This is a genomic window from Vibrio sp. ER1A (assembly GCF_000733315.1).
Classification (GTDB): Bacteria; Pseudomonadota; Gammaproteobacteria; order Enterobacterales; family Vibrionaceae; genus Vibrio; species Vibrio mediterranei.
Window position 1 is genome coordinate 158,157 of sequence record NZ_JPJA01000085.1, and the last position, 20,792, is coordinate 178,948.

The window sequence follows — 20,792 nt, forward strand, 5'->3', positions numbered from 1 at the left end:
CCCTGAAAATTCAGGGGCTCGGTCGCCGTAATCAAGCAAATAGTGAGACAGCTATTAGACCGTTGGGAGGGAGGAAAACTTAACTAATGTGAGCTGAGTTGCACATTTTTGGCTTGCTGTGAGACTGGAGGGAGGAGTTATTTATACTCACTACATCACTTCGAAAATTTTAGGAGACACTATGAGAAAAGTAATACTACTATCATCACTACTGACTTTAATTTTCACCCCTTTTTGTTTCGCAGACAACACTAAGACTCAAATCATCAATCAATTAAAGCAGTTCCAGTCGCAAGGAATACATCAAAATACCAGTTATAATTTGTCTGAACTAGACCAACTAAAACAATGTACTTCCGAATCAATGCCATATCGTCAAGCTGCTGATGAGCTGAGAAGCTCTATACTAAAAAATAACGATGTGGCTTTTAGACTCCCTGCATATCAAGCGGCCGACCTTGCATTTCAATGCCTATACTGTGCCAATAATTCTATTGCTAGTTGTGAGAAAATGAGCAAATACATAACTAAAGCAGAAACTCAACTCAAAAAAGGATAAAAATGACTGACTTTATTACTTTAAAGCGTAGCAATGACATAATGATTACCCTCAACGTAAATCACATTGTATCTTTCAGCCCGAAAAATGAAGAAACGACTCGAATCATAGTTGCACACCGAGAAGGCGCCCTGATTGTAAAAGCAAAGTACGAAGACCTTGAAGAACTGCTTGCAACTGCATCTATAGAGTAACTAGTTTAAAGCCTGAGCTCTCGCTCAGGCTTTCTTCCCAATGGGAACTTCCACCCACCTTTTACAACGACACAATGCCGTTCCCTCATGAATTTTCACACATCGAGAACGAATCACACCTCGCTCATCGCAAATGCGATGACCACAAATACAGTCTACTGGTTGGTTTGATGCTCGGCCATGAATCTTGGCTTGGTGTTGAGGTTGTAGTTTTTCGGCAGTATTCATAATTGCTCCTAGCTCTTTGCACAATATCCATTGTGCATTCCACTGACGTAACCATTGTAGCTAAACTTACGCACTAATTGTGCATGACTTAATCAACAGCTTAGAGGGTACTGGTATCAATGCCTTTGCGCTTTAATGCGGGCTCTAGATGCTTCCATGGGGTTGCTATCATATTTTCGGTTAGAAGATCTTTTTGTAGTGCGGATACCTTTTTTTGATGGCCGAGAACGGCATGTTGCTGCGCTTGGGATTGTCGTTTAAGCCAGTTAAGGCGAGAGCCATCTGTTTGCTTATCGTCTTCGGTTATTTCATCGACAAACACGACTTGCTCGTAACTGATGGTGTTGGGGTGCGCTGGCCATGGACTTTTACCCTTGGGGTACACGCCTTTACCGAGGCCATATAAGTTGACACGAGCGTGCATGTCACAAATATCTCGCCTTGGATGGTTGGGGCTAAGTTTGAACTTTGTGCCGGCAACAAACTCATCTTCAAATGCAGCTTGTTGAAATGCCACACCGTGTGCTCGATTAATCTCGGTTCGCATGACACGCTTTATTTGATAGTACGGCGCACCTTCATCCTGCATGAGTGCACTCGCCATGGTTCGGTTAAGTGAAGCTGAATTTGCCATTTGAGCTTGTTGAGAAATGTGACTGGGAATAGGTAGGGCTTTATTTCGGAAATCTTGGGCTGCTTCGCTCGCGGATTGGCCGAGTATCACGGCGCGTTCTACCGCCCCTATTACCGCTTCCTTGGCTTTTTTGTTCACTCGCCATAGTCGATCGCTTAGTTGCAAGCCGTCTTTTTGCTTCATGTGTTTTACGGCCATCGTGGCAGAGTCTATAGCAGCGGCAACGCTTTCAGTCGCTACACTGGTTGCAAACACATTCCCGCCCTGCTTTGCTGCCAAAACAACATGCCCACTCACCATTGATGACTGAGTAAGGTGCAGCTGGTTAAGCACCTCTTCTAACTGCCTTGTCAGTTGGTTGAGTTGAGTAAGGCGAACTTGGCCAAGCTCATCAGCATGTTGAGTGATGAGATGTTGTATTTCTACCAGTACGCCTTCATACAGCGTTTTTAGCTCTCGCATAGCCTGAGCATCTAACTCATTGGTAGCTTGCTGCGCCGCTAGCATGGCTCGGCGAATAGTGGCTTTAACTTGGGTTCGTTCATTAGGCATGTTGGTCACCCATTACTGATTGAGGTCGCGCTTTCACCTTTGGGTTTATTGCCTGGGGTAATGCTAACTTTGGGTGAGCTATCATCAGTGCCTTGGTGATCATATTCAGGGTAAGGATCATTGCTGTTGGCCTCATTTTCTCTCATGGCTTCGGCTCGTTGAACATCGACGCCAGCGGCCTCCCAAGCCAGTTTACGCGGCATTCCTAATGCCTGGTATTTGAGAGCTAGGTCCGCTCGTTGGTTTTTGCTGTCGGTCATGCGTTCGACAAATTGAATTTGGAACTGGTAAGAATCTGGGTTCATTCCAGCGAGCAGCAACTGCAGTCTAAATCCATCTTGATAGGCATAAGCCAATGCATCTTGTAGTGCGTCGATTTCTTCATAGTAATCACGCTTTAAATCTTCAAGCACGTCACGGGCTAAGTCATCCACGTAACCAAATAAACCTTTAGGTGCAGGCGCACCAGAGAAAAATGCATCTACTAGTAGTGTGATGTCGGCAATTTGGTCCATGTTGGCATCACCACCTACGGCGGTTACGCTCAGTTTGTTACCGTAAAAGTCTGTTGCTATTTCACCCGTTTCACCTTCTACCCTTTGGCGATATTCATTTATGTCGTCCTTGCTACCACCATCAAGAGAGTGGGCGAGCTTCTGCGGTGCTCGAGTTCGGCGACGAATAACCAAATCTTCTTCTGTCATAGTGAGCTTTTGCCAGATTGGCCGACTAGCATCCATGTAAGGCCTGCCCATACAACCCATATCGTCCCAGTTATCTGGGTCTAGGCGAGAAACGGTGAGTTGCCATAAAGGAAAGGTGCAAAGCGGTTCCCATGTAATTGGGTCAATCTGCTTAAAGGCTTTTTTGGGGTCTTTAAAGCGACCTGTTTGGTCTACCAATGGAATGATGGTCTCGGTTGGCATTCGTACCGCGCTAACCACTTGGCCAAGGTCATTTACCACCCATTGCAATGGTAAGTTCCCTTCTTTGGCCATACCACCTGCATCACTCATAAGTTTGGCGCGATTATCAAGCTGTAAGCGAGTGGTAAAGTCTTTCCACATTTTGGCTACGCGCTTGTTCTCCTTGCCTATCCAATGCAGTTTTAATCCACCTTTTGTTGCATCACGGGCGATACGACGGTGGATTTTTTTAACTCTGGGATCGGCTTTGTCCATATGACGAAGCGTGATGATGGCCGCTCGCAGGTTCGGGTCACACTGCATTTGCTCATACATGTACTGTACTGAGCGTTCTGGGTCAGCAATATGGCCCTTTTCTGTGGTTTGATTTCCAGCTTGATTGCCTGCAGTATTAGGCGCGGAAGGCAAGGGACAGTTCCGTATTATCGCCCAAATTTGGGAAAGCTTATTCATTAAAAGTTCCTTAACAGTTGGATTCCACTTGGTGCGCCAAGGAGTTGTTCGCGTGTTTTGTGATTAATGGTGATGATGCTTGGGACTGGCGCGGCGCCCTGTGTAACGAGCGCCCAATGTGATGCCATGTGTGCATCAAAAAGGTCATCGCCAATATTCTTTTTAACCATCTGATAACTGCTATAACTGCCCGATTTCACAGGGCTTGGCTTGATGTTACGCAGTTGCCGCGGTAGGTTGGCGAAGTCTTCTACTTCAGGTTCGTTTTCTCGGTCATCCACATATGGCAATACCATTTGGCGGTTGTGATAGGCACTGCGAAGTGATTGGGCCATCTGGTGTTTTGCCATACCTTCAAATCGCAGGGGAGAGAATGCCCATTCAGGCCATGTTGATGCGGTACTTTCACCACCGCCTATGGTTTTACGGTCTATTTGAGTTAAGCCTTCAGCAAATAAATCATCATTAACCTGGGTAATAAGGCCAATACCAAACGCATCACCAATAGCGTAGTCGGGGCGGAAATAGCGCCAAAAGCCCACTAGGTCTTTTCGAATGACACTTTCATCGGTACCCGGGTGCCAAGTTTTGCAAAACAATACGACCGAATAGTTACCAACTTGCTCCTCAATAACGAGCGAGGAACGAGAAGCCGCGACATTTTCACCGTGACCTGTATGATCATAACCCCATGAGATAACACCGCGCTTTTTATAGACGGCATAAGGCTCTGGCGTCACAGGTTCTAGGTTGATTTTGGCGCCAAGCTGAATCGCATAGCGAATGTACTTTTCCCAAATTAGGTTCTTAGCTGCCACATTGATGCACAGTAACTGACGAATATATTCATCTTCTGGAAGCTGCTTACGCATCGACATGATGAACTCTTCGTTAAGGATCCCTAGTTCAATACCAAGATAACAATCCACAGTTGGCAAGCAATGGTACTCACCAGAGTCTATTAACCCACTAAGAACGTCAGCGCCTTTGAATACTCCTGTGGTTCTAATTTGCGGTTTGTTCAGGGCTTTTTTGCTAGCGCCTAAACGTCGGCTTGACCCCATCATAAGTAGGAAACGACCATACAAACGATCAGCATCGAGGTCATCGACTTCTTCTAATGATGCCCAAGTTAAGTCACCACCATCAACGTTAGCCATGATGCCATACGCTCGAGCTTTTGAACGGTTGGAAAACTCGTAGTAGGTGTCTGCAAGCTGCTTTCTTCCGGTTTTATAAGCGATGTATCCGCTTAAAATCTCGGAGCGACGAATTGCATCAAGGTGATAACCAAGGTTCACTAAACTTTGTGCTTCCCTTGGGGCAACAATACCGCCTTCTTGGTCGCAGTGAATCGCATTGTGCTCGAGAAGGTACATCTCTTTTACCGCTGTTTTACCAGTACGACGGCAACTGTTATCGACCGTATTTTGGTAAGCGTCCATCTCTTCCATTTTGAGCAGTTGCATTGGGTCAAGTTCAACATTGTGAACATGCTTATGCCACATGCCGTGATTGCCTGCGTAGCGTTGTATCTCTTTTTCGGCGAGGCTTTGTATCTCAACTCGCTGCTTGGCTGTAATGCGATCAGCCATCGTCTATCTCTCGATAGTTCGCATCTTCAGCGCTATGCTCTTGGTTATGCTCGATGAGAATGTCATCACTTTGGATACGTTGTCGTGAACGTTCAATAAGGCCACGCAATCCTGACATTTGCTCTGCCATTTTACGTTGATACTCGAGGGCAGATTCTTTCTCTTCTTCTTGCTCTACCGTTTTGCCCATCTCTATACCTTGATCAACCTGCACTTTTGGTGTCATGTTGAGATCAGACATTGATAGATTGTTTTTGCTTAGCATTTCAAGCATCGGCTTTAACAACGGGTGAGCTTTAACTTCTTCAATGGTCTGTATATTGCCAGCTTTGTCTTTGTACTCACCAATATGAAAACCACCTTCTTTGTCAAAGTCATAAACTGGGTTGCGTAGTGATACACCATCGGCAACGATAGTTTGCATCATGTCCTGAAAGATAGCCGCAAGATTTGCTTGATTAATAGCGTGCATTTCAGTGAGTTTTGAAGGGTCGCCAGACTGAAACGCAATCAAGTGCTGCATCATTAGTTCGGTGCGCTTCACACAGGCTGGCTGCGCCTGGCAATAGGCATGATCTACATCGCATGTCTCGCATTGGGGATAACGCCCTGGGCGAGCAGGGAAAAATAGAGCTGTTTTAGCATTGGCACCATGCTTCAGTGCATTGAATCGGCTTACTGATCTATCACTGGCTTCAAGTAGGTTTGCCGCTGAACGAGCTTTCCCTTCTGTTGTTCGTGGACCTGTTGCTACCAGAACCGCACAAAACTGTCCTACTTCCCATGGCACTTGCTGTACTTCGCGCTCACAGTTTTGGCACTTTGCGAAATAACGAAATGGATGGGCGCGTTTAGGCTCATCCTCAATCCGTGTTGGAACTGCTCTAAAAGTGAAATCGCAACTTCCACACTTGAAAGTCACCATCTCCTTTGGCGTATTAGCTGATTCATCTTTCATGAAATCAAACTATGGCTTTATTGGAGACGTTGGGAGGGAAGCGAAGACTCAATATGACGCCGTAAACGATTGAGCCTGGTATCGGAAGTGGTGCGGCCAAGCCAGTAAAAAAGCTGTTTCTTTACCGTGGGTTTTGCAACTTTATGAGCTAGAAGCTCAGTCAGCAATATTTTTTCTAGATGAAGAGTCCAACTCTTCAGTGCCGGAACGTAAACACGCAGCTGCTTTCTATTGGGTCTTTGAGCTGCTTCAAAGAGTGTTTGCCATATAAATCGATACTGTGACGCACTCACAACAAAATAGATTTCAAAGAAAGCAGCAGATAGCGACTGCGCGTCCAGCCACTGTTCAAACTTATCGTCACTTAGCTCCAACAGTTCCAGTTTCAATGTAGGAATCTCAATTCGCAGCTGCCGCTCGGTTCGCAACGTCTCAAGTTGTCGCCATAGCTGGAGCCATAACTCTGTTCCAAGCTCATCAGCAATTAATCGCCAGTGAGGTGCTAAAGGTAGGCAAGCCATTGCTGCTTCAATCTCTTGAGCACTTAGGGAAAGTTCAAAACTGGTGTAGTTATCTAGGTACCCACCTCCCCCTGCGGACATACGAAACTTTCTATGCCGAGCCCCCACCCCATGGGCGGTAACCTGATGATCAACAAGAATAGGTAAGAATTTTAGAATTGAGCTGCACATTTCCTGATTCCTAGTGAAAACTACATCGAGTAAACACAAGGGCTCGGGCACCACAGCTTTAGATTGAACTGCACATTATGTCAGTTTGTGCAGTAGGTGACGTATGTCACGTTTACGGGTTTGGTCGTTATTTAAGTGAGTTCTAAGGTCTCACACAATCGTCCCACAACATCCATTATAACTGAGTTTAGTAAAAATGTTAAAGACGGGTTATATGAGTTCTAAGACTTAAAAGTGCACCAAGAAAGGTTTGTTGAGTGCCTTCAAAAATATTGAGTTTGGTATGAATACAGAGAAGGGTTAACTGAGGATTATTGAAATATCCTGTTCATGAAGAAACATGACATGGTGACCCTCTATTGTGACTTGATAACCAGCATACCGACCAAATTGGATATAGTGCCCTACTTCTACCTTAACGACCTTTGGTCCAATAGCAAGAACTTTCCCCCTTTTGGATAATTGGCTAGGAATATACAGGTTACTTTTACTATCGGTATTTGAGTCTCGTTTGACTATGACCCAATCATGCAACGGCTTTAACTTCATATCGCTTTACCTTTCTTCATCTCATTCATTAGTGCGGTGACTGGAGTGTTCATCTTACCAAGTGGGTTGGAACTATCTTGCAACTGGGTGAGCTTACGTTTAGCAATGTGAGCATATATTGCTGAAGTTTTCGGGTCGGCATGGCCCATCAATGCTTGAATTTGTAAGGTATTCATATCAGATTCCGCCAACTCAGTACCAAACAGGTGACGAAGTGCATGAGGGTGAGCGTGCTCCTCAGGAACGCCAGCGGCCAACGCGTATTTCTTTATCATTCGGTCGATGGCCCGAGTTGATATTCTTCGAGCTTCTCCTCGATGTTCCCATTCTGGAATATGTCTATTTCTCACATTTACAAACAGTACTTGGTCACCGTCGGCCAGCAGCCTATCCATTGATGTTAAATCTGAGTGACCCAAATAAGCCTGTAGCAACAACATCGCTTCACAAGGTACCGGCACAATGCGTTCTCGCTCTCCTTTTTCTAGCACTCGAATCGCTAGACGATCAGCACCTTCATACTGATACCACATCAAGCTCGACTCATTCAGCTCACTCACGCCACCAACACGGAAACCACAACCTATCATCAGTGACAAAATAGCGCTGTCACGCAGCCCCGAGAATGAATCTAAATCGGGTTGCAACAGTAGCTTTTCGGCACTGTGCAGTTCCATATACCGTGGAAGCCTTCGACCAATCTTAGGGTAAACAAGATCCGCGGCTGGGTTACGATCGATAATTCGTCTTTTGTGCAAATACTGGTAAAAACCTCGCACTGCTGCAACAGCAACCTTACGTGATGCGGCGGAATAGCCCTTGTGATGCAACCAACCACCACTAAACCTTTCTAAATCCGCTAGCGATGCCTCCTTGTACCCATTTTTCATGTATTCACTTAGCTGCTCTAACAGTTTTCGGTACTTGTTTACGGTTCTCTGGCTGCAGTTCTCACTGTCGCGCTTCCAATTAACAAACTCATCTATGTGATCCAATTCACTCGTTTTGGTGCTCATTTGGGAGGCGGGGGCAAAATAACTCATGGACTTGTGGATTGACCTAAGTAGAAATCGTTGAACTCAGTATTAACAAGGGCCGCGCGCTTTAAGAGGGCTTTAAATAATCCATGGATCAACCTATGGATCAATAAAAAAACCATGGGACAAAAAATGAGCACCAAAAATAATCCATGGGCACCAATTTACAGCCTCTTTTACTTCCTAGCCTCTCTATCTCTATCTTTTTATTAAAAAAAAGAAAAATAAAGAAAGAGAGCACGGCAAAACCCCAAAAAAACAAACTCATGGAGAAAAAGCGCTAACCCATGGAGAAATTAAGCCAACCCATGGGGCAAAAAACAACCAAAACCTAGACAGAGCAAGAGATAGCGAATCATGCTCCATAATTCCATAAGTTAGCAGAAACGCCTGTGACTACAGATTGCTTAAATATAGACAAGCTGCCATCCTGTTTTTCTAGCCTGAGCTCGAATCTGGGCGCCCTAAACCTCTTAGGGGGTGCGGGGGATACAGATACAAAAAGTGAAAGCGCGCCTGATAATGTTGGGCGTTCTAATAAGGTAGCGGTGGTAAGTAGGAATGCCTGCAGAACGCCCTCTTAGAAGTTGTTCAGCGAGATAAGAATGACGCATAACCAAGGAGGCAGTTATGCGTACCACACCCCAACCACTCTCATTGCAACAAATCATAGAAGGCGTGATGGCTAGAGAAGGTCATCGTTCAAACAATGCCGACGACTTAGGCGGCGACACCACTTACGGCATCACAGAGGCCGTTGCTCGTAAATATGGCTATCAAGGCTCTATGGACGATCTGACAAGCAAGCTGGCATTTGAGATCTATATGGAACGTTACGTTTTCGCTCCAAGATTCGACCTTATCCACGATGTAAGCGCTATGGTAGGTGAGGAAGTCATCGATACTGGTATCAACATGGGCAAGCCTGTTGCTGCTAAGTTTTTGCAGCGCTGGCTTAACGCCTACAACAATAAACAAGCATATTACGCTGATTTAGTTGTTGATGGCCAAGTTGGCCCTGCAACTATCACAGCATTAAAAGCGTTCCTGGCTAAACGTGGAAAAGAAGGCGAACTCGTCCTCTGGAAATCGCTAAATTGCAGTCAGGGCGCACGATATTTACATATCTCAGAGAAGCGTGAACAGAACGAAACCTTTACCTATGGATGGATGTTGCATCGAGTCTAATTTTACAGGAGTTTTGGAACCGTTTTGGAACCATTTTGGAACCGCCTAATTTTTAGACTTACCACTCTATTCAGAAATGCGAATACTGATTCATTTTCGCAGTTCAATGATCACATACCTTCCAGATACAAGAAAGCCCGCTATAAAAGCGGGCTAACCTATTGAATTTGGTGGGCGTAGGCAGATTCGAACTGCCGACCTCTTGCATGTCAAGCAAGCGCTCTAACCAACTGAGCTATACTCCCAAATTCGTTCCATTCTGAATAAGCATTCAGAGAAGGATGGTGGGTCCGGGCGAACTCGAATCGCCGACCCCTACCATGTCAAGGTAGTACTCTAACCAACTGAGCTACGGACCCATCGTCTTTGGAACGAGATGGATATTAACGAGAGATACCAAGCTGTGCAAGTAGATTTTTGTGTTTTTGGTATCGTTTGGCTTAGAAGCCATCAATTCGACTCTTTTTTATGCTTTTAACCAGTAAAAATGTGAATTACATCAGTTTGTTGAACCTAATGGTACTACGTATTTATTCCTCATCATCGAAAACGACATTGTAGTTTTCGGTGTATTGACATAATGGTTGGCGACTACAAGTGAAGAAGCGTCGTCCTTTGAAATCGCCCTGCGTTGCCGTCTTTATCGTCATAGGGCTACCACAACGTTTACAGAAACGGACTTCTTTTTCGGGTTCAATAAGATCAATATGTGCAGCAAGCAAACGTCTTATCTTACTGACTTGGTAGCTCAACTTAACAGATGCACCTATTAGTGGGATATTTGCAGATTTACACACTTGCATAATCAGCTTTTGACGTTCAACTTTGCCTTTATCCAACTTTTGACCGTTGTCGTACTCGATCACGACTCTGGGTTGCATCGTTCTCGGATCGCAAATAACAAAATCGAAGTAGCTTTTGGCAATCACGTTGTTAGCAATGAACCATTGCTTCTTATTACTAATGTTCTGAGGAGTCACTACATTAGCCATGCTGACCTTAGTTAAGATGACACCATGCTCCCCTACAGCTTCTTTTAATGCATTATAGAAAGCTGTTTGTGCCGAAGAGAGAATTGGTCCCTTCACTTTGTACTGATACGATCTTGTGTCTTCCTGCTTTACAAAGTATTTCTGAGCAACAAGGAACAACCCCACCAGTAAGGCTAATACAATGAATATCTCAAACATTGACGCAGTAATACCTAGAATTAATGAACATGTTCGTTTCCAGAGTATTCGCAATAGGATATAGATGCAATCATTGTAAGCTGAACTCTGATTTTTGTCGTATATTCTATTTAGAAAGAGTCAGTTAGGTATTAAAAGGAGTCTACCTTGATAAAAACAATTCTTCGCTATTTTGTGGTGAGCTTACCACTGTTGTTACTCGGTTGTACTGGCATTCCCGACAAAGTACAGCCCGTTACAGGTTTCGATCTCGACCGCTATCTTGGTAAATGGTACGAAGTGGCTCGACTGGACCATAGTTTCGAACGAGGTCTAGATAATGTGACAGCTACCTATTCAATAAATGATGATGGCTCTGTAAAAGTACTGAATCGCGGTTGGGACACAAAAGATCAGGAATGGTCGGAAGCGGAAGGCAAAGCAAAATTTGTTTCGTCACCTGATATAGCTCATCTTAAAGTGTCTTTCTTCGGACCTTTTTACGGCAGCTATGTGGTCTATTACTTAGAGTCAGATTACTCTGCGGCACTAATTAGTGGCTACAATTCCGATTACTTTTGGATTTTGTCGAGAACACCGACCATACAGGAAGCAAAGCTAGACCAATATTTGAAAGTCGCTTTTGAAGCTGGATTCGACACATCTGCACTTATCTTCCCTAAACATGATAGGTCTGAGCAACATTAACGCGCAGTCAGTACGGACCTAAATACCCCTTTAAGTTTAATTTTCGTTACCCGCCAATGAGTCACTGGTCTCATTGGCGCGGTGTCAAGAATATGTTCTTTTGCTTGCTCGTCAAAAACCACAGGGCCTCGGTGCGCCAACAGAATCTGCTCGGCGTTTAAGTTGTACACTTTCTCCACTGATCTTCGATACTGATTGGGATGAAATATAGGAAATGGTGCGATGAGATGCTGCTTTACTTGCACCATTAAGTCCGCAACATAGACAATCGACTCATTGGGGTTATAGACCGAGATATCTCGGTCTGTGTGACCCGGCGTGTCAAGTATTTGCCAATCATCAAATAGCGGTACAGTATCACCATCAATCAGTTGGTAATCCGCATTTAATGCCTTCTTGTACCATAGGTTTTTTCTAGGTTGCCCTAGGCGCTTGGCCATATACCACGCCAACACTAAGTCTGTAACATGCATCAGAAAGCCATCGATCCCAGAATACCAATCACGCTCTTTGGCCGCAGAGACAATTTTAGCCCCTGTGATGGCTTTAAGCCGATGGGCAGCTCCAGCATGATCTGGATGCATATGGGTCACGACGATAACTTTTAAATCAGAAACTTGCCTCTGTAAATCATTGGTGATAAAACGCAGAATTGTACCCACGTCAGCACGGCTTGCACCGTCTAACAAGAGCAATTTATCTGGGTACTCAACCAAATAGATTTGTTGTATATATCCTTTGATATGATGAATCTTCATCTTTTACTGACTGGTCTGATGTCTTTTCACCAAGATAGCCTTCAGGTAACATTTTTGCAACATAAACATCATTCATCTATGTTGAATTGATAAGTGTCTAGGAATATATATGAGCACATTAATTGCAGGTCATCGCGGTGTTGCTGGAACCCATCCGGAAAACACCTTAGTGAGTATTCAAGCAGCAAAAAAAGCGGGCCTAACTTGGGTAGAAGTAGATATTCAACCGACTAGAGATGACATTCTAGTAGTTTGTCACGACCATACTATTAACCGATGCAGTAATGGCACTGGCAGAATAGATGAATTAACATTCGAGCAACTTAGTCAGTTCGACTTTGGGTCATGGAAAGCGCCACAGTTTGCTGGTGAGCGACTAATGGCGTTCGATGAATTACTCAATTACTGCCAAACTAACCAACTAAGCATCAATATTGAGGTCAAGGTCGATAAACATGATGCAGAGCACGTCGTTGCTCTACTTGCAGAACGGCTCAATGCCAGTGAGATAGACCGACATCAGTTGCTTATCTCAAGTTTTAGTCGTGAGGTCATGCTTGCACTGTATGAAGCAAAACTTGGCGTGCGCCTAGGCGTGCTGGGTAACAGACTTAATAACCGTCTTTTAAAAACAATTGATGAGGTCGAAGCATTCAGCTGCCATCTCAACTATCGTTGGCTTACTCAAAAGCACATTAGAACGTTGCGAGAACATGGCTTGCAGATCTGGTGCTATACCGTTAATAACCCGAAATCTTTTAAGCATTTACAGCAAGTTGATGCAATCTTCAGTGATTATCCGCAGCGATTTATGAACTTACTTTAGTGGGCTTCATTGACGCAACCATATAATCAATAAATGCTCGTCTTCGAGTGGGCATGAACTTTGACTGGGGAAATTGCATCACGATTTCCCCTTGATACCGAGAGTTAATATGCCATTCTGGTAACACCTGTAAGACCTCGCCTGCTCTCAAAGCTTTTTCCACCACAAACTCTGGGAAGATACCAATACCAACTCCACTTTTGACTGCATTTAACCGCATCTCGGAGTGGTTAACTGAGTAGCGACCGTCAACTTGAACTTTGACGTTTTCTCCATCCTTGTTGAAAAGCCATACGTTATCGTTTGGTTGCTCATTGAGAAATAAGCAATTGTGATTCAATAAGTTATTTGGATGGAACGGAATACCATGCTCTTGAAGGTACGATTTGCTTGCACACAGCACGGCTTTGATTTCACCAAGCGTTTTTGCCACCAAGTTTTCTCTTGGGAAATGCGTCAGCTCGAAAACGATATCTAGGTTGTGACCAAAAGGATCAACGAACTCATCACTAACCAGTAAGCGAAGTTTTACCTTCGGGTACAAATCGAGAAACGGCAGCATTAGTGGTTCTAAAATATGGCGGCTGAAAGCTTTGGGTGCCGATATTCTCAGTTCTCCTAAAGCTTCTCCTCCTTCCTGACTGGCGATATTAGCGATATCAGAAGCAGACTCCATAATTTTCTTACTGAACTCGTACACCACCTTGCCAGTGTCCGTTGTTACCTGTTTTCTCGTTGTTCGTTCAAGCAGATCGGTATTAAGAGCAGCCTCAAGTCGACTGATTTGGCGACTTACTCCTGATGGCGTCATCCCTAACCTCTGAGAGGCGGCGGTGAAGCTCCCAGCTTCAACAACTGTCACAAACGCTGCAATGTCTGGCAGAAGTGCCATGAGTTTATTTGTGTCCATCAGTCATAAGTCCTATGCATTTCGGAAGTATTATCACCTTGTTATTCATAAGTTAGCATATCGATACAATTATTCACAAAAAATATTTAAGAGCAATTACAGATGGATAGGAATTACGCACAAAGTTTCACAGCAAATTGGGCTATCATAGGGCTACTCGCGGTATCAATCGTCTGGGGAACTAGTTATGGAACGTCAAAGCAGGTTCTTCAAACACTTACTGTCCCACAATTATTGTTCGCTCGTTTCGCTTTAAGTTGTGCCGTACTAGTCGTAATCCTCTATAAGAAAAAGCTCTTCATTGAATTTACTAGCAACACAATTGGCTATTTAAAGGTAGGCTTACTTACCGGCGCTATCTTGAGCTGCATATTCATTACCGAAACATGGGCTGTAATGCTCGCTCAAGCAGGACAAGTCGCTGTCCTCATCAGTCTCTGTATCCTGTTCACTCCATTCTTGGAAAAGGTATGGCTTAAGGTTTCATTGCCTAAAGGCTTGGTAGGATACTGTTTTATAGGGGTGGTAGGTGTCGCTTTGCTTTCCAACGTGACTCAACAGGACTTTACCTTCAATTTGGGAGTCGCATTAGTTCTAATCGCGGCCGTACTCAGAGCGATCATGGTTGTTACCTGCCGAAAAGCCTTCACGGGACACGAGTTGAATACCGAACTGATTACTTTTATTCAACTCTCGGTTGTTACTTTCGTAAGCTTGTTATTAATGTTCAAAGAAGGGTCGGCTACCCAGTTTACAACAACTATGATGCAACTTGATTGGGTCACCTCGAGTTGCTTAATATACCTTGCTTTAGGTTGTACCCTTATGGCGTTTTTCCTGCAGAACTACGCCGTCAAGTTTCTTCACGCAAGTCAAGCATCACTTTTGATGGGCACAGAGCCACTATTTGGGTTGATTTTCGCGGCAATTTTCTTGCAAGAGCAACTTACAAACCTTCAATGGTTGGGTAGTTTTCTTATCATTTCCACCACTGTTGCAGCTTGTTACCAATTTTCTAAGCACAAACAGCCTTGATGTCAGTCGATTTACCTAAAATGCGGCACTTTTTTTGATTTACCTCAGGTCTAGCACGTAAACATAGGGTGTAAAGTGAGTGTCCCTGTTTCATAACGTGAAGTAATCCTATGACACTAGTAAATACCGACCGCCTTGTTAACCACTTCTTTGATCTTGTTAAAATCGACAGCGAATCTGGCAATGAAAAAGCCATTGCTGAAGCTATTGCTGAACAGCTGGGTGAGCTAGGTTTCGCCGTAAGCAAACTTCCTGTACCAGAACAGTATACCAATGGGTTTAATGTATATGGTCGCCTTGAAGGTACGCTTGACGGTAGCATTGTATTCAGTGCTCACATGGACACAGTAACTCCAGGTATTGGGATCGAGCCAATCATTGAAGACGGTATTATTCGCTCAAAGGGCGATACGATTCTTGGTGGAGACGACAAGTCTGGTATTGCAGCAGTAATGGAAGCGGTACGTTGCCTTAAAGAGCAAAACCGTGAACATAAAACTATCGAAGTCGCTTTCACCGTTCACGAAGAAGGTGGCCTGTTCGGTTCGGAACACTTCGATATGTCCTACATCCAATCAAACAACGCGATAGTACTTGATACTGGTGGCCCAATCGGAACCATCGTAACGGGTGCTCCGGGCCAACAAAAAATTGTTGCTAAAATCAAAGGTCGCCCAGCTCACGCAGGTCTAGCTCCCGAAGAAGGCATCAGCGCAGCAATGGTTGCCGCAGATGCTATCGCAAACATGAAGCTGCTTCGCATCGATTCAGAAACTACAGCAAACATCGGTTCTGTTAACGGTGGCCAAGCAACTAACATCGTAATGCCAGAGCTAACTGTGGTTGCCGAAGCACGTTCACTAAACAGCGACAAGCTAACCGCTCAAGTTAAGCATATGGTTGATACTTTCCAAGCGTCGGCTGAGAAATTCGGTGCAGAAGTCGAGATCGAATCAACACGTGCCTACGACGCTTTTGTTATCGCAGAAGACGACGCACACGTTCTGAAGGTTAAACAAGTCTTTAAAGCAAACGGCATCGAAGCCAACACAAAACACACTGGTGGTGGTAGTGACGCGAACAACTTCAACGGTAAAGGTCTAACAACTGTAAACCTTTCTACTGGTATGGCAAAAGTTCATACTACTGAAGAGTACATCGCTATTGACGATATGGTGAAAATCACTGACTTCGTTATTGGCTACGTAACGGCTTAAATCTAGCAATAGAACTTAGCGCTGCATTTCACACCTGTGGAATGCAGCGTTTTTTATAGCCCCTCATATTCATCAATGGCGGCACGAGCTTCCACTAAAGTACAACCCGACTCATGCATCAATTCTGCAATGGTTACTTCAGGGTTTCGCTCTAATACTTGTTGAATGGGTGACTTATACTCCGATAACACTTTCTCTATCGCAACCGATATCCAACCTACACTGGCATCTAATGCGAACGACGCCAGTTGTTCTTTGCGACCAGTAACGAGCCAATTGCGTGAGCGGCGGATGCGTTTGAGCGTGCATCCGGATTGGGAAGCGCTTGAGATAACCTGTGCTTTATCCTCAACTCGATGGACGAAGCTATTAAGACGAACTGATATTAAAAGCCGCGATTTTTCCAAAACTGACCTTCATCTCTTGCTGTTACTTTGAACTTCTTCTCCGCAACCACACGTCCTTGCATTTCAAGTACCATGCGCCACTCCCCTAGATTGCTTTCAAAGCCATCGATAGGGTGAAGCAGCTGAATGGTGTCCCCCAGATAGAAGTCCCAATCATTACTGCCGATATGCTCTTCACCATCAAAAGGTTCCAACACCTGCCCTTTCTTACCAAGGATGCCAGGATGGTAAATACAGTATCGAACGCGCTCCCCTTTGGCCTTTTTGATATTAACAATAAAGCCAAATTCAATGTGCTCATCGGCTGGCACTATGGTGGTGAAATCTTGAATTTTAGGCAGCTCTTTAGAGCCGGAATCCCAAGTAGAATAAATACCATAAGACGTCATTTCGATGACGGGTGAACGTTTAGCCATTGTCCCATTGAGCCTTTAATTTGATCAGCATTATTTGATACATCATTATCACGACACTGCGCTACATTTCATGCGTTCAGTCTTGCCAGCGAGCACGCATTTTAGCAATGACAGCATCACTAACTCCATGGATATTTTGGTATTTACCGTTACAAACGATAATTTCCAAATCCGCATTGAATTGCTGCGCTAGCGTTTTATACGCCTTCATTTCCCAACGTCGCACGAAGGTATTTGCCACTACTACATTCTCACCTTTGGCAAGAGCCTGTTCGACCTGCTTCTGGCACCACAAATGTGCTTGTTCAATCAAGTCAGGATCATAGCAGTAGTCTCCGTGAACATTAACAAAATACATGTCGGCTTCGAAATGTTGTGCATCATATGTCTTTGCTAACGTTGTTTTTCCTGAGCCAGGTAAGCCACGGATTAGCGTCAATTTCAATTGCTGGTACCTTCAAACATATAGAACCAAGCATTGTACCCAATTTCAGGCTCAGTACACGGTTTGATTCGTTGGTCATACTCGAATTGAACTAAAATTAACTATCGACAAGCAAAAACGTTTGCGTTAACTTTAGATGTATAGACGTCCAGATGACCAAACATTAGCTTAGGGAGAAAGCTGTGCCAATTAAGATTCCCGATCAACTGCCTGCATCCAACGTATTGAGAAACGAAAATATCTTCGTGATGTCGGAGACGCGTGCTGCCACGCAGGAAATTCGACCACTCAAAGTACTGATCCTCAATTTGATGCCAAAGAAAATTGAAACGGAAACCCAGTTCCTAAGATTGCTTTCTAATAGTCCACTACAAGTTGATGTCGAGCTGCTGCGCATTGATGACAGACCAAGCAAGAACACACCAACGGAACACCTAGATACCTTCTACCGTCAGTTTGAAACGATCAAAGATCGTAACTTCGATGGACTTATTATTACCGGAGCACCACTCGGTCTAGTTCAATTTGAAGACGTGATTTACTGGGAACATCTGCAAACCATTATGAATTGGGCCAACAAGCACGTGACCTCTACCTTGTATGTGTGCTGGGCGGCTCAAGCGGGACTGAAGCTGTTATTCGATCTGCCGAAAAGAACTCGCAAAGAGAAACTGTCGGGCGTTTACCACCATACTATTCAGCATCAATACCACCCGCTACTGCGTGGTTTTGATGATTCTTTCCTTGCCCCCCATTCGCGCTATGCGGATTTCTCGCCCGAGTATCTGGAGTCACATACCGATCTAGATATCCTAGCGACCTCAGATGTAGCAGGTGTCTACCTTGCGGCAACCAAGGACAAACGAAATGTATTTGTGACAGGTCACCCTGAGTACGACTCACACACTCTACACGGCGAGTATGTCCGTGACCTTGGTGAAGGTATGGAGCCCGCAATTCCGGTCAATTATTATCCGAACAACAACCCTGATAATAAACCTATCGCGAGCTGGCGAAGTCATGGGCACTTATTGTTTGCCAACTGGCTCAACTACTGTGTATACCAGCAAACGCCTTACGATTTGGAACACTTCAGTGCAGATGCGTTTACCACAGACGAGTAAGGCAGTCTTGCGACCTACTTTCTAAATCCTATTGCGGCAATATCTACCTATCTCCCCAGCTATTGGGGAGATATCATCTGCTTTCCTACGATTTTACTTCGCCAATAACGCTACTTTTTTCAAAAAGCTATCACGCAAGTGTTCTTGGTCGTATTCCAAATGATAGGTATTGTGAAAGCCCACTTTCAGCTCTACACCATTACCTCTCATATACACGTTATAACCATCATAATCTGAGAACGCTTCAACACCGCCATAGATCTTGCCAAACTCTGTATCAGCGCCATGTTCCATTATGTTGTCGTAGGCTTGAAGTACTTTTCCGGGATCCAGTTCGTTTTTCATCGCTGCCTCCTAATAAACAAAGCCACACTAAAAGTGTGGCTTATGAATATGCAGAGCGCCAATTTTATCCGACTATTGCGTGAGCTGTCCGATCTTATTCATCACGTAGAACTCGACGTAATATTTTACCCACGTTGGTTTTTGGCAGCTCATCTCTAAACTCAATTACTTTAGGGATCTTGTATCCTGTGAGATGTTGACGGCAGTGCTTTTTAATGTCATCAACGGTAACTGGACCACTAGTCACTACGATTAACTTGACGCGTTCCCCAGCTACATCATCAGGCACGCCTACCGCTGCAGCCTCAACAATTTTCGGGTGTAGCGTCGCTACCTCTTCAATTTCCGTTGGGAACACATTGAATCCAGAGACCAAAATCATATCTTTCTTACGGTCTTCGATATAAAAGATACCGTCTTCGTCCATACGACCAATATCGCCCGAATACAACCAGCCATCTTTGGTTAAGATAGCGTTGGTTTCCGCTTCTTGCTTCCAATAGCCTTTCATTACTTGGTCACCACGGATTTGAATCTCTCCGACTTCATTTACACCCAGTGGCTGACCGTTTTCATCTACGATACGCAGTTCGGTACTTGGCAAGGGCACTCCTACCGCAGGCACGTAGGACTGCTGCGTATGAACACCACCTGCGACTACAGGCGAGCATTCCGTCAAACCGTAGCCTTCAATGATTGGCATCCCTGTAATCTTTTGCCATTCGTCTGCGATGTGTTTTTGAGTAGCCATGCCACCAGCAATGGTGAACTCAGCATTGGAGAAATCCAACTCTCTAAATTTGGCGTGATTGTTCAATGCAGCAAATAACGTATTAAGCCCAAATATCATCGTGAACGGATATTTACTTAAGTCATTGACAAAACTATTCAAATCACGAGGATTCGTGATCAAAAGATTGCTACCACCCATGTACATCATCAACATCATACTGACTGAATTGGCAAAGATGTGGTAAAGCGGTAAAGGAGTTACCGCACGCTCTTTGTCTTTCGAGGTTCTAGGACCGAAATGGCCATAGACTTGCAGCACGTTCGCAATGATGTTTCTGTGGGTTAGCATTGCGCCTTTCGCAAGACCTGTGGTGCCGCCAGTGTACTGCAGATAAGCAAGGTCACTGCTTTCAATCACAGGAGGGTTAAAGTCCATACGTTTACCGTCAGTAAGCGCACGTCTCAATGAAATCGCCCCTGGCAAATGGTACTTAGGCACCATTTTTTTCACGTACTTAACCACAAAATTTACTAGCGTTCGTTTATGTGGCGCAAGTTCATCACCAATGCTCGTCAAGATGACATGCTTGATGCTGGTCTTAGCAATCACCTGTTGTAAGCTGTTGCCAAAGTTAGTCACTGCCACAATGATCGTCGCACCTGAGTCACGCAACTGATGCTCAAGTTCTCTTGGCGTATAAAGTGGGTTGACGTTAACCACAACAAGTCCTGCCTTCAATGCACCAAGAATGGTGATCGGATATTGCAGTAAGTTCGGCATCATCAGAGCAATTCTATCGCCCTTTTTCGCCCTAAGTTCGTTCTGAAGATAGGCAGCAAAGGCATCACTTTTCTCGTTTAAGTCGCGATACGTGAGTGAATGTCCCATGTTGACAAACGCTGTGTTGTCCGCGAATTGCTCGAACGGCTTAACGAACATCTCATTGATGTTGGTGTATTGGTCGATATCGACAAACTCAGGAACATCATCGGGGTACGTCTTTAACCAAGGTTTGTTATTTGTGCTCATTGCTATTACACCTATTTATTTTGTCTCGAGTACTCTAACGAAGTTCACACAATAGATATAGATTAGAGTCATTATTCTATCTTAAATGGCTACTTTATAAGCAAA

General features: G+C 44.5%; 24 protein-coding genes and 2 tRNA genes. 8 read left to right on the forward strand and 18 right to left on the reverse strand.

Going from position 1 to position 20,792, the window contains the following annotated elements; genetic code table 11:
- Window positions 1-181 precede the first annotated feature (181 nt).
- On the forward strand, window positions 182-559 hold the full coding sequence (locus HW45_RS06835; RefSeq protein WP_038225766.1) for a hypothetical protein: 378 nt from the start codon (window positions 182-184) through the stop codon (window positions 557-559).
- Between the two features lie 2 nt (window positions 560-561).
- A complete protein-coding gene (locus HW45_RS06840) occupies window positions 562-753 on the forward strand; it encodes a hypothetical protein (protein WP_038225767.1) in 192 nt (63 codons plus the stop codon).
- Window positions 754-777: 24 nt separating this feature from the next.
- Here HW45_RS06840 and HW45_RS06845 read toward each other — a convergent pair whose 3' ends face one another.
- The 8 genes from HW45_RS06845 to HW45_RS06880 all read right to left on the reverse strand — a co-directional run bounded on the left by HW45_RS06845 (window position 778) and on the right by HW45_RS06880 (window position 8,356).
- Window positions 778-981 (reverse strand): hypothetical protein, encoded by a 204-nt coding sequence (locus HW45_RS06845; protein ID WP_038225768.1) that lies wholly within the window; start codon window positions 979-981, stop codon window positions 778-780.
- A 100-nt stretch (window positions 982-1,081) separates the two neighbouring features.
- On the reverse strand, window positions 1,082-2,167 hold the full coding sequence (locus HW45_RS06850) for a hypothetical protein (RefSeq protein ID WP_038226045.1): 1,086 nt from the start codon (window positions 2,165-2,167) through the stop codon (window positions 1,082-1,084).
- 5 nt (window positions 2,168-2,172) lie between these two features.
- Window positions 2,173-3,546, reverse strand: coding sequence for a hypothetical protein (locus tag HW45_RS06855; RefSeq protein WP_038225769.1), 1,374 nt, complete (start codon window positions 3,544-3,546; stop codon window positions 2,173-2,175).
- The gene (locus HW45_RS06860) at window positions 3,546-5,141 is read right to left on the reverse strand and encodes a hypothetical protein (protein WP_038225770.1); all 1,596 of its coding nucleotides are present in this window, start codon (window positions 5,139-5,141) and stop codon (window positions 3,546-3,548) included. The genes HW45_RS06855 and HW45_RS06860 overlap by 1 nt, the downstream gene beginning before the upstream one ends.
- A complete protein-coding gene (locus HW45_RS29955) occupies window positions 5,134-6,099 on the reverse strand; it encodes a hypothetical protein (protein ID WP_038225771.1) in 966 nt (321 codons plus the stop codon). The genes HW45_RS06860 and HW45_RS29955 overlap by 8 nt, the downstream gene beginning before the upstream one ends.
- A gap of 17 nt (window positions 6,100-6,116) precedes the next feature.
- Window positions 6,117-6,791 (reverse strand): hypothetical protein, encoded by a 675-nt coding sequence (locus HW45_RS06870; protein WP_051867855.1) that lies wholly within the window; start codon window positions 6,789-6,791, stop codon window positions 6,117-6,119.
- A gap of 300 nt (window positions 6,792-7,091) precedes the next feature.
- Entirely contained in the window at window positions 7,092-7,340 is a 249-nt protein-coding gene (locus HW45_RS30320; RefSeq protein ID WP_038225774.1) for a hypothetical protein, read from the reverse strand.
- The gene (locus HW45_RS06880) at window positions 7,337-8,356 is read right to left on the reverse strand and encodes a tyrosine-type recombinase/integrase (protein WP_235225389.1); all 1,020 of its coding nucleotides are present in this window, start codon (window positions 8,354-8,356) and stop codon (window positions 7,337-7,339) included. Before HW45_RS06880 ends, HW45_RS30320 begins: the two co-directional genes overlap by 4 nt.
- A 651-nt stretch (window positions 8,357-9,007) precedes the next feature.
- On the opposite strand from HW45_RS06880, the gene HW45_RS06885 reads away from it, so the two are divergent.
- Entirely contained in the window at window positions 9,008-9,565 is a 558-nt protein-coding gene (locus HW45_RS06885; RefSeq protein ID WP_051867856.1) for a glycoside hydrolase family 108 protein, read from the forward strand.
- Between the two features lie 168 nt (window positions 9,566-9,733).
- On the opposite strand, the gene HW45_RS06890 is transcribed toward HW45_RS06885, so the two are convergent.
- From HW45_RS06890 to HW45_RS06900, 3 genes are all read right to left on the reverse strand, one after another.
- Window positions 9,734-9,810, reverse strand: a tRNA-Val gene (locus HW45_RS06890).
- Window positions 9,811-9,847: 37 nt separating this feature from the next.
- A tRNA-Val gene (locus HW45_RS06895) sits at window positions 9,848-9,924 on the reverse strand.
- Between the two features lie 171 nt (window positions 9,925-10,095).
- Complete coding sequence (locus HW45_RS06900; RefSeq protein WP_038225778.1) at window positions 10,096-10,755, reverse strand: DUF2726 domain-containing protein; 660 nt, start codon at window positions 10,753-10,755, stop codon at window positions 10,096-10,098.
- A gap of 147 nt (window positions 10,756-10,902) precedes the next feature.
- On the opposite strand from HW45_RS06900, the gene HW45_RS06905 reads away from it, so the two are divergent.
- Window positions 10,903-11,442: a lipocalin family protein gene (locus tag HW45_RS06905; protein ID WP_038225781.1), complete on the forward strand. Its 540-nt coding sequence runs from the start codon at window positions 10,903-10,905 to the stop codon at window positions 11,440-11,442.
- Here the strand turns inward: HW45_RS06905 and HW45_RS06910 are convergent.
- On the reverse strand, window positions 11,439-12,200 hold the full coding sequence (locus HW45_RS06910) for an MBL fold metallo-hydrolase (RefSeq protein WP_038225783.1): 762 nt from the start codon (window positions 12,198-12,200) through the stop codon (window positions 11,439-11,441). The two genes, HW45_RS06905 and HW45_RS06910, sit on opposite strands and share 4 nt — an antisense overlap.
- Before the next feature lie 109 nt (window positions 12,201-12,309).
- On the opposite strand from HW45_RS06910, the gene HW45_RS06915 reads away from it, so the two are divergent.
- The gene (locus tag HW45_RS06915) at window positions 12,310-13,026 is read left to right on the forward strand and encodes a glycerophosphodiester phosphodiesterase family protein (RefSeq protein ID WP_038225784.1); all 717 of its coding nucleotides are present in this window, start codon (window positions 12,310-12,312) and stop codon (window positions 13,024-13,026) included.
- Here the strand turns inward: HW45_RS06915 and HW45_RS06920 are convergent.
- Entirely contained in the window at window positions 13,010-13,936 is a 927-nt protein-coding gene (locus HW45_RS06920; protein ID WP_038225787.1) for a LysR family transcriptional regulator, read from the reverse strand. The genes HW45_RS06915 and HW45_RS06920 overlap by 17 nt on opposite strands.
- A gap of 102 nt (window positions 13,937-14,038) precedes the next feature.
- On the opposite strand from HW45_RS06920, the gene HW45_RS06925 reads away from it, so the two are divergent.
- Window positions 14,039-14,971 carry a DMT family transporter gene (locus tag HW45_RS06925; protein WP_038225788.1) on the forward strand — a complete coding sequence of 311 codons (933 nt, stop codon included), beginning with the start codon at window positions 14,039-14,041 and terminating at the stop codon, window positions 14,969-14,971.
- A 110-nt stretch (window positions 14,972-15,081) separates the two neighbouring features.
- Complete coding sequence (locus HW45_RS06930; protein WP_038225790.1) at window positions 15,082-16,188, forward strand: M20/M25/M40 family metallo-hydrolase; 1,107 nt, start codon at window positions 15,082-15,084, stop codon at window positions 16,186-16,188.
- A gap of 53 nt (window positions 16,189-16,241) precedes the next feature.
- On the opposite strand, the gene HW45_RS06935 is transcribed toward HW45_RS06930, so the two are convergent.
- From HW45_RS06935 to HW45_RS06945, 3 genes are all read right to left on the reverse strand, one after another.
- Window positions 16,242-16,595 (reverse strand): ribosome recycling factor family protein, encoded by a 354-nt coding sequence (locus HW45_RS06935; protein ID WP_038225792.1) that lies wholly within the window; start codon window positions 16,593-16,595, stop codon window positions 16,242-16,244.
- The gene (locus tag HW45_RS06940; protein WP_006073772.1) at window positions 16,574-17,011 is read right to left on the reverse strand and encodes a DUF3859 domain-containing protein; all 438 of its coding nucleotides are present in this window, start codon (window positions 17,009-17,011) and stop codon (window positions 16,574-16,576) included. The genes HW45_RS06935 and HW45_RS06940 overlap by 22 nt, the downstream gene beginning before the upstream one ends.
- 76 nt (window positions 17,012-17,087) lie before the next feature.
- Window positions 17,088-17,456, reverse strand: coding sequence for an ATP-binding protein (locus HW45_RS06945; protein WP_006073774.1), 369 nt, complete (start codon window positions 17,454-17,456; stop codon window positions 17,088-17,090).
- 182 nt (window positions 17,457-17,638) lie between these two features.
- Here HW45_RS06945 and metA point away from each other — a divergent pair, with 182 nt between their 5' ends.
- Window positions 17,639-18,580, forward strand: coding sequence for a homoserine O-acetyltransferase MetA (gene metA / locus HW45_RS06950; protein ID WP_038225793.1), 942 nt, complete (start codon window positions 17,639-17,641; stop codon window positions 18,578-18,580).
- Between the two features lie 93 nt (window positions 18,581-18,673).
- Here metA and HW45_RS06955 read toward each other — a convergent pair whose 3' ends face one another.
- The gene (locus HW45_RS06955; RefSeq protein WP_006073778.1) at window positions 18,674-18,925 is read right to left on the reverse strand and encodes a DUF3081 domain-containing protein; all 252 of its coding nucleotides are present in this window, start codon (window positions 18,923-18,925) and stop codon (window positions 18,674-18,676) included.
- A 94-nt stretch (window positions 18,926-19,019) separates the two neighbouring features.
- Entirely contained in the window at window positions 19,020-20,687 is a 1,668-nt protein-coding gene (locus tag HW45_RS06960) for an AMP-binding protein (protein ID WP_038225794.1), read from the reverse strand.
- Window positions 20,688-20,792 lie beyond the last annotated feature (105 nt).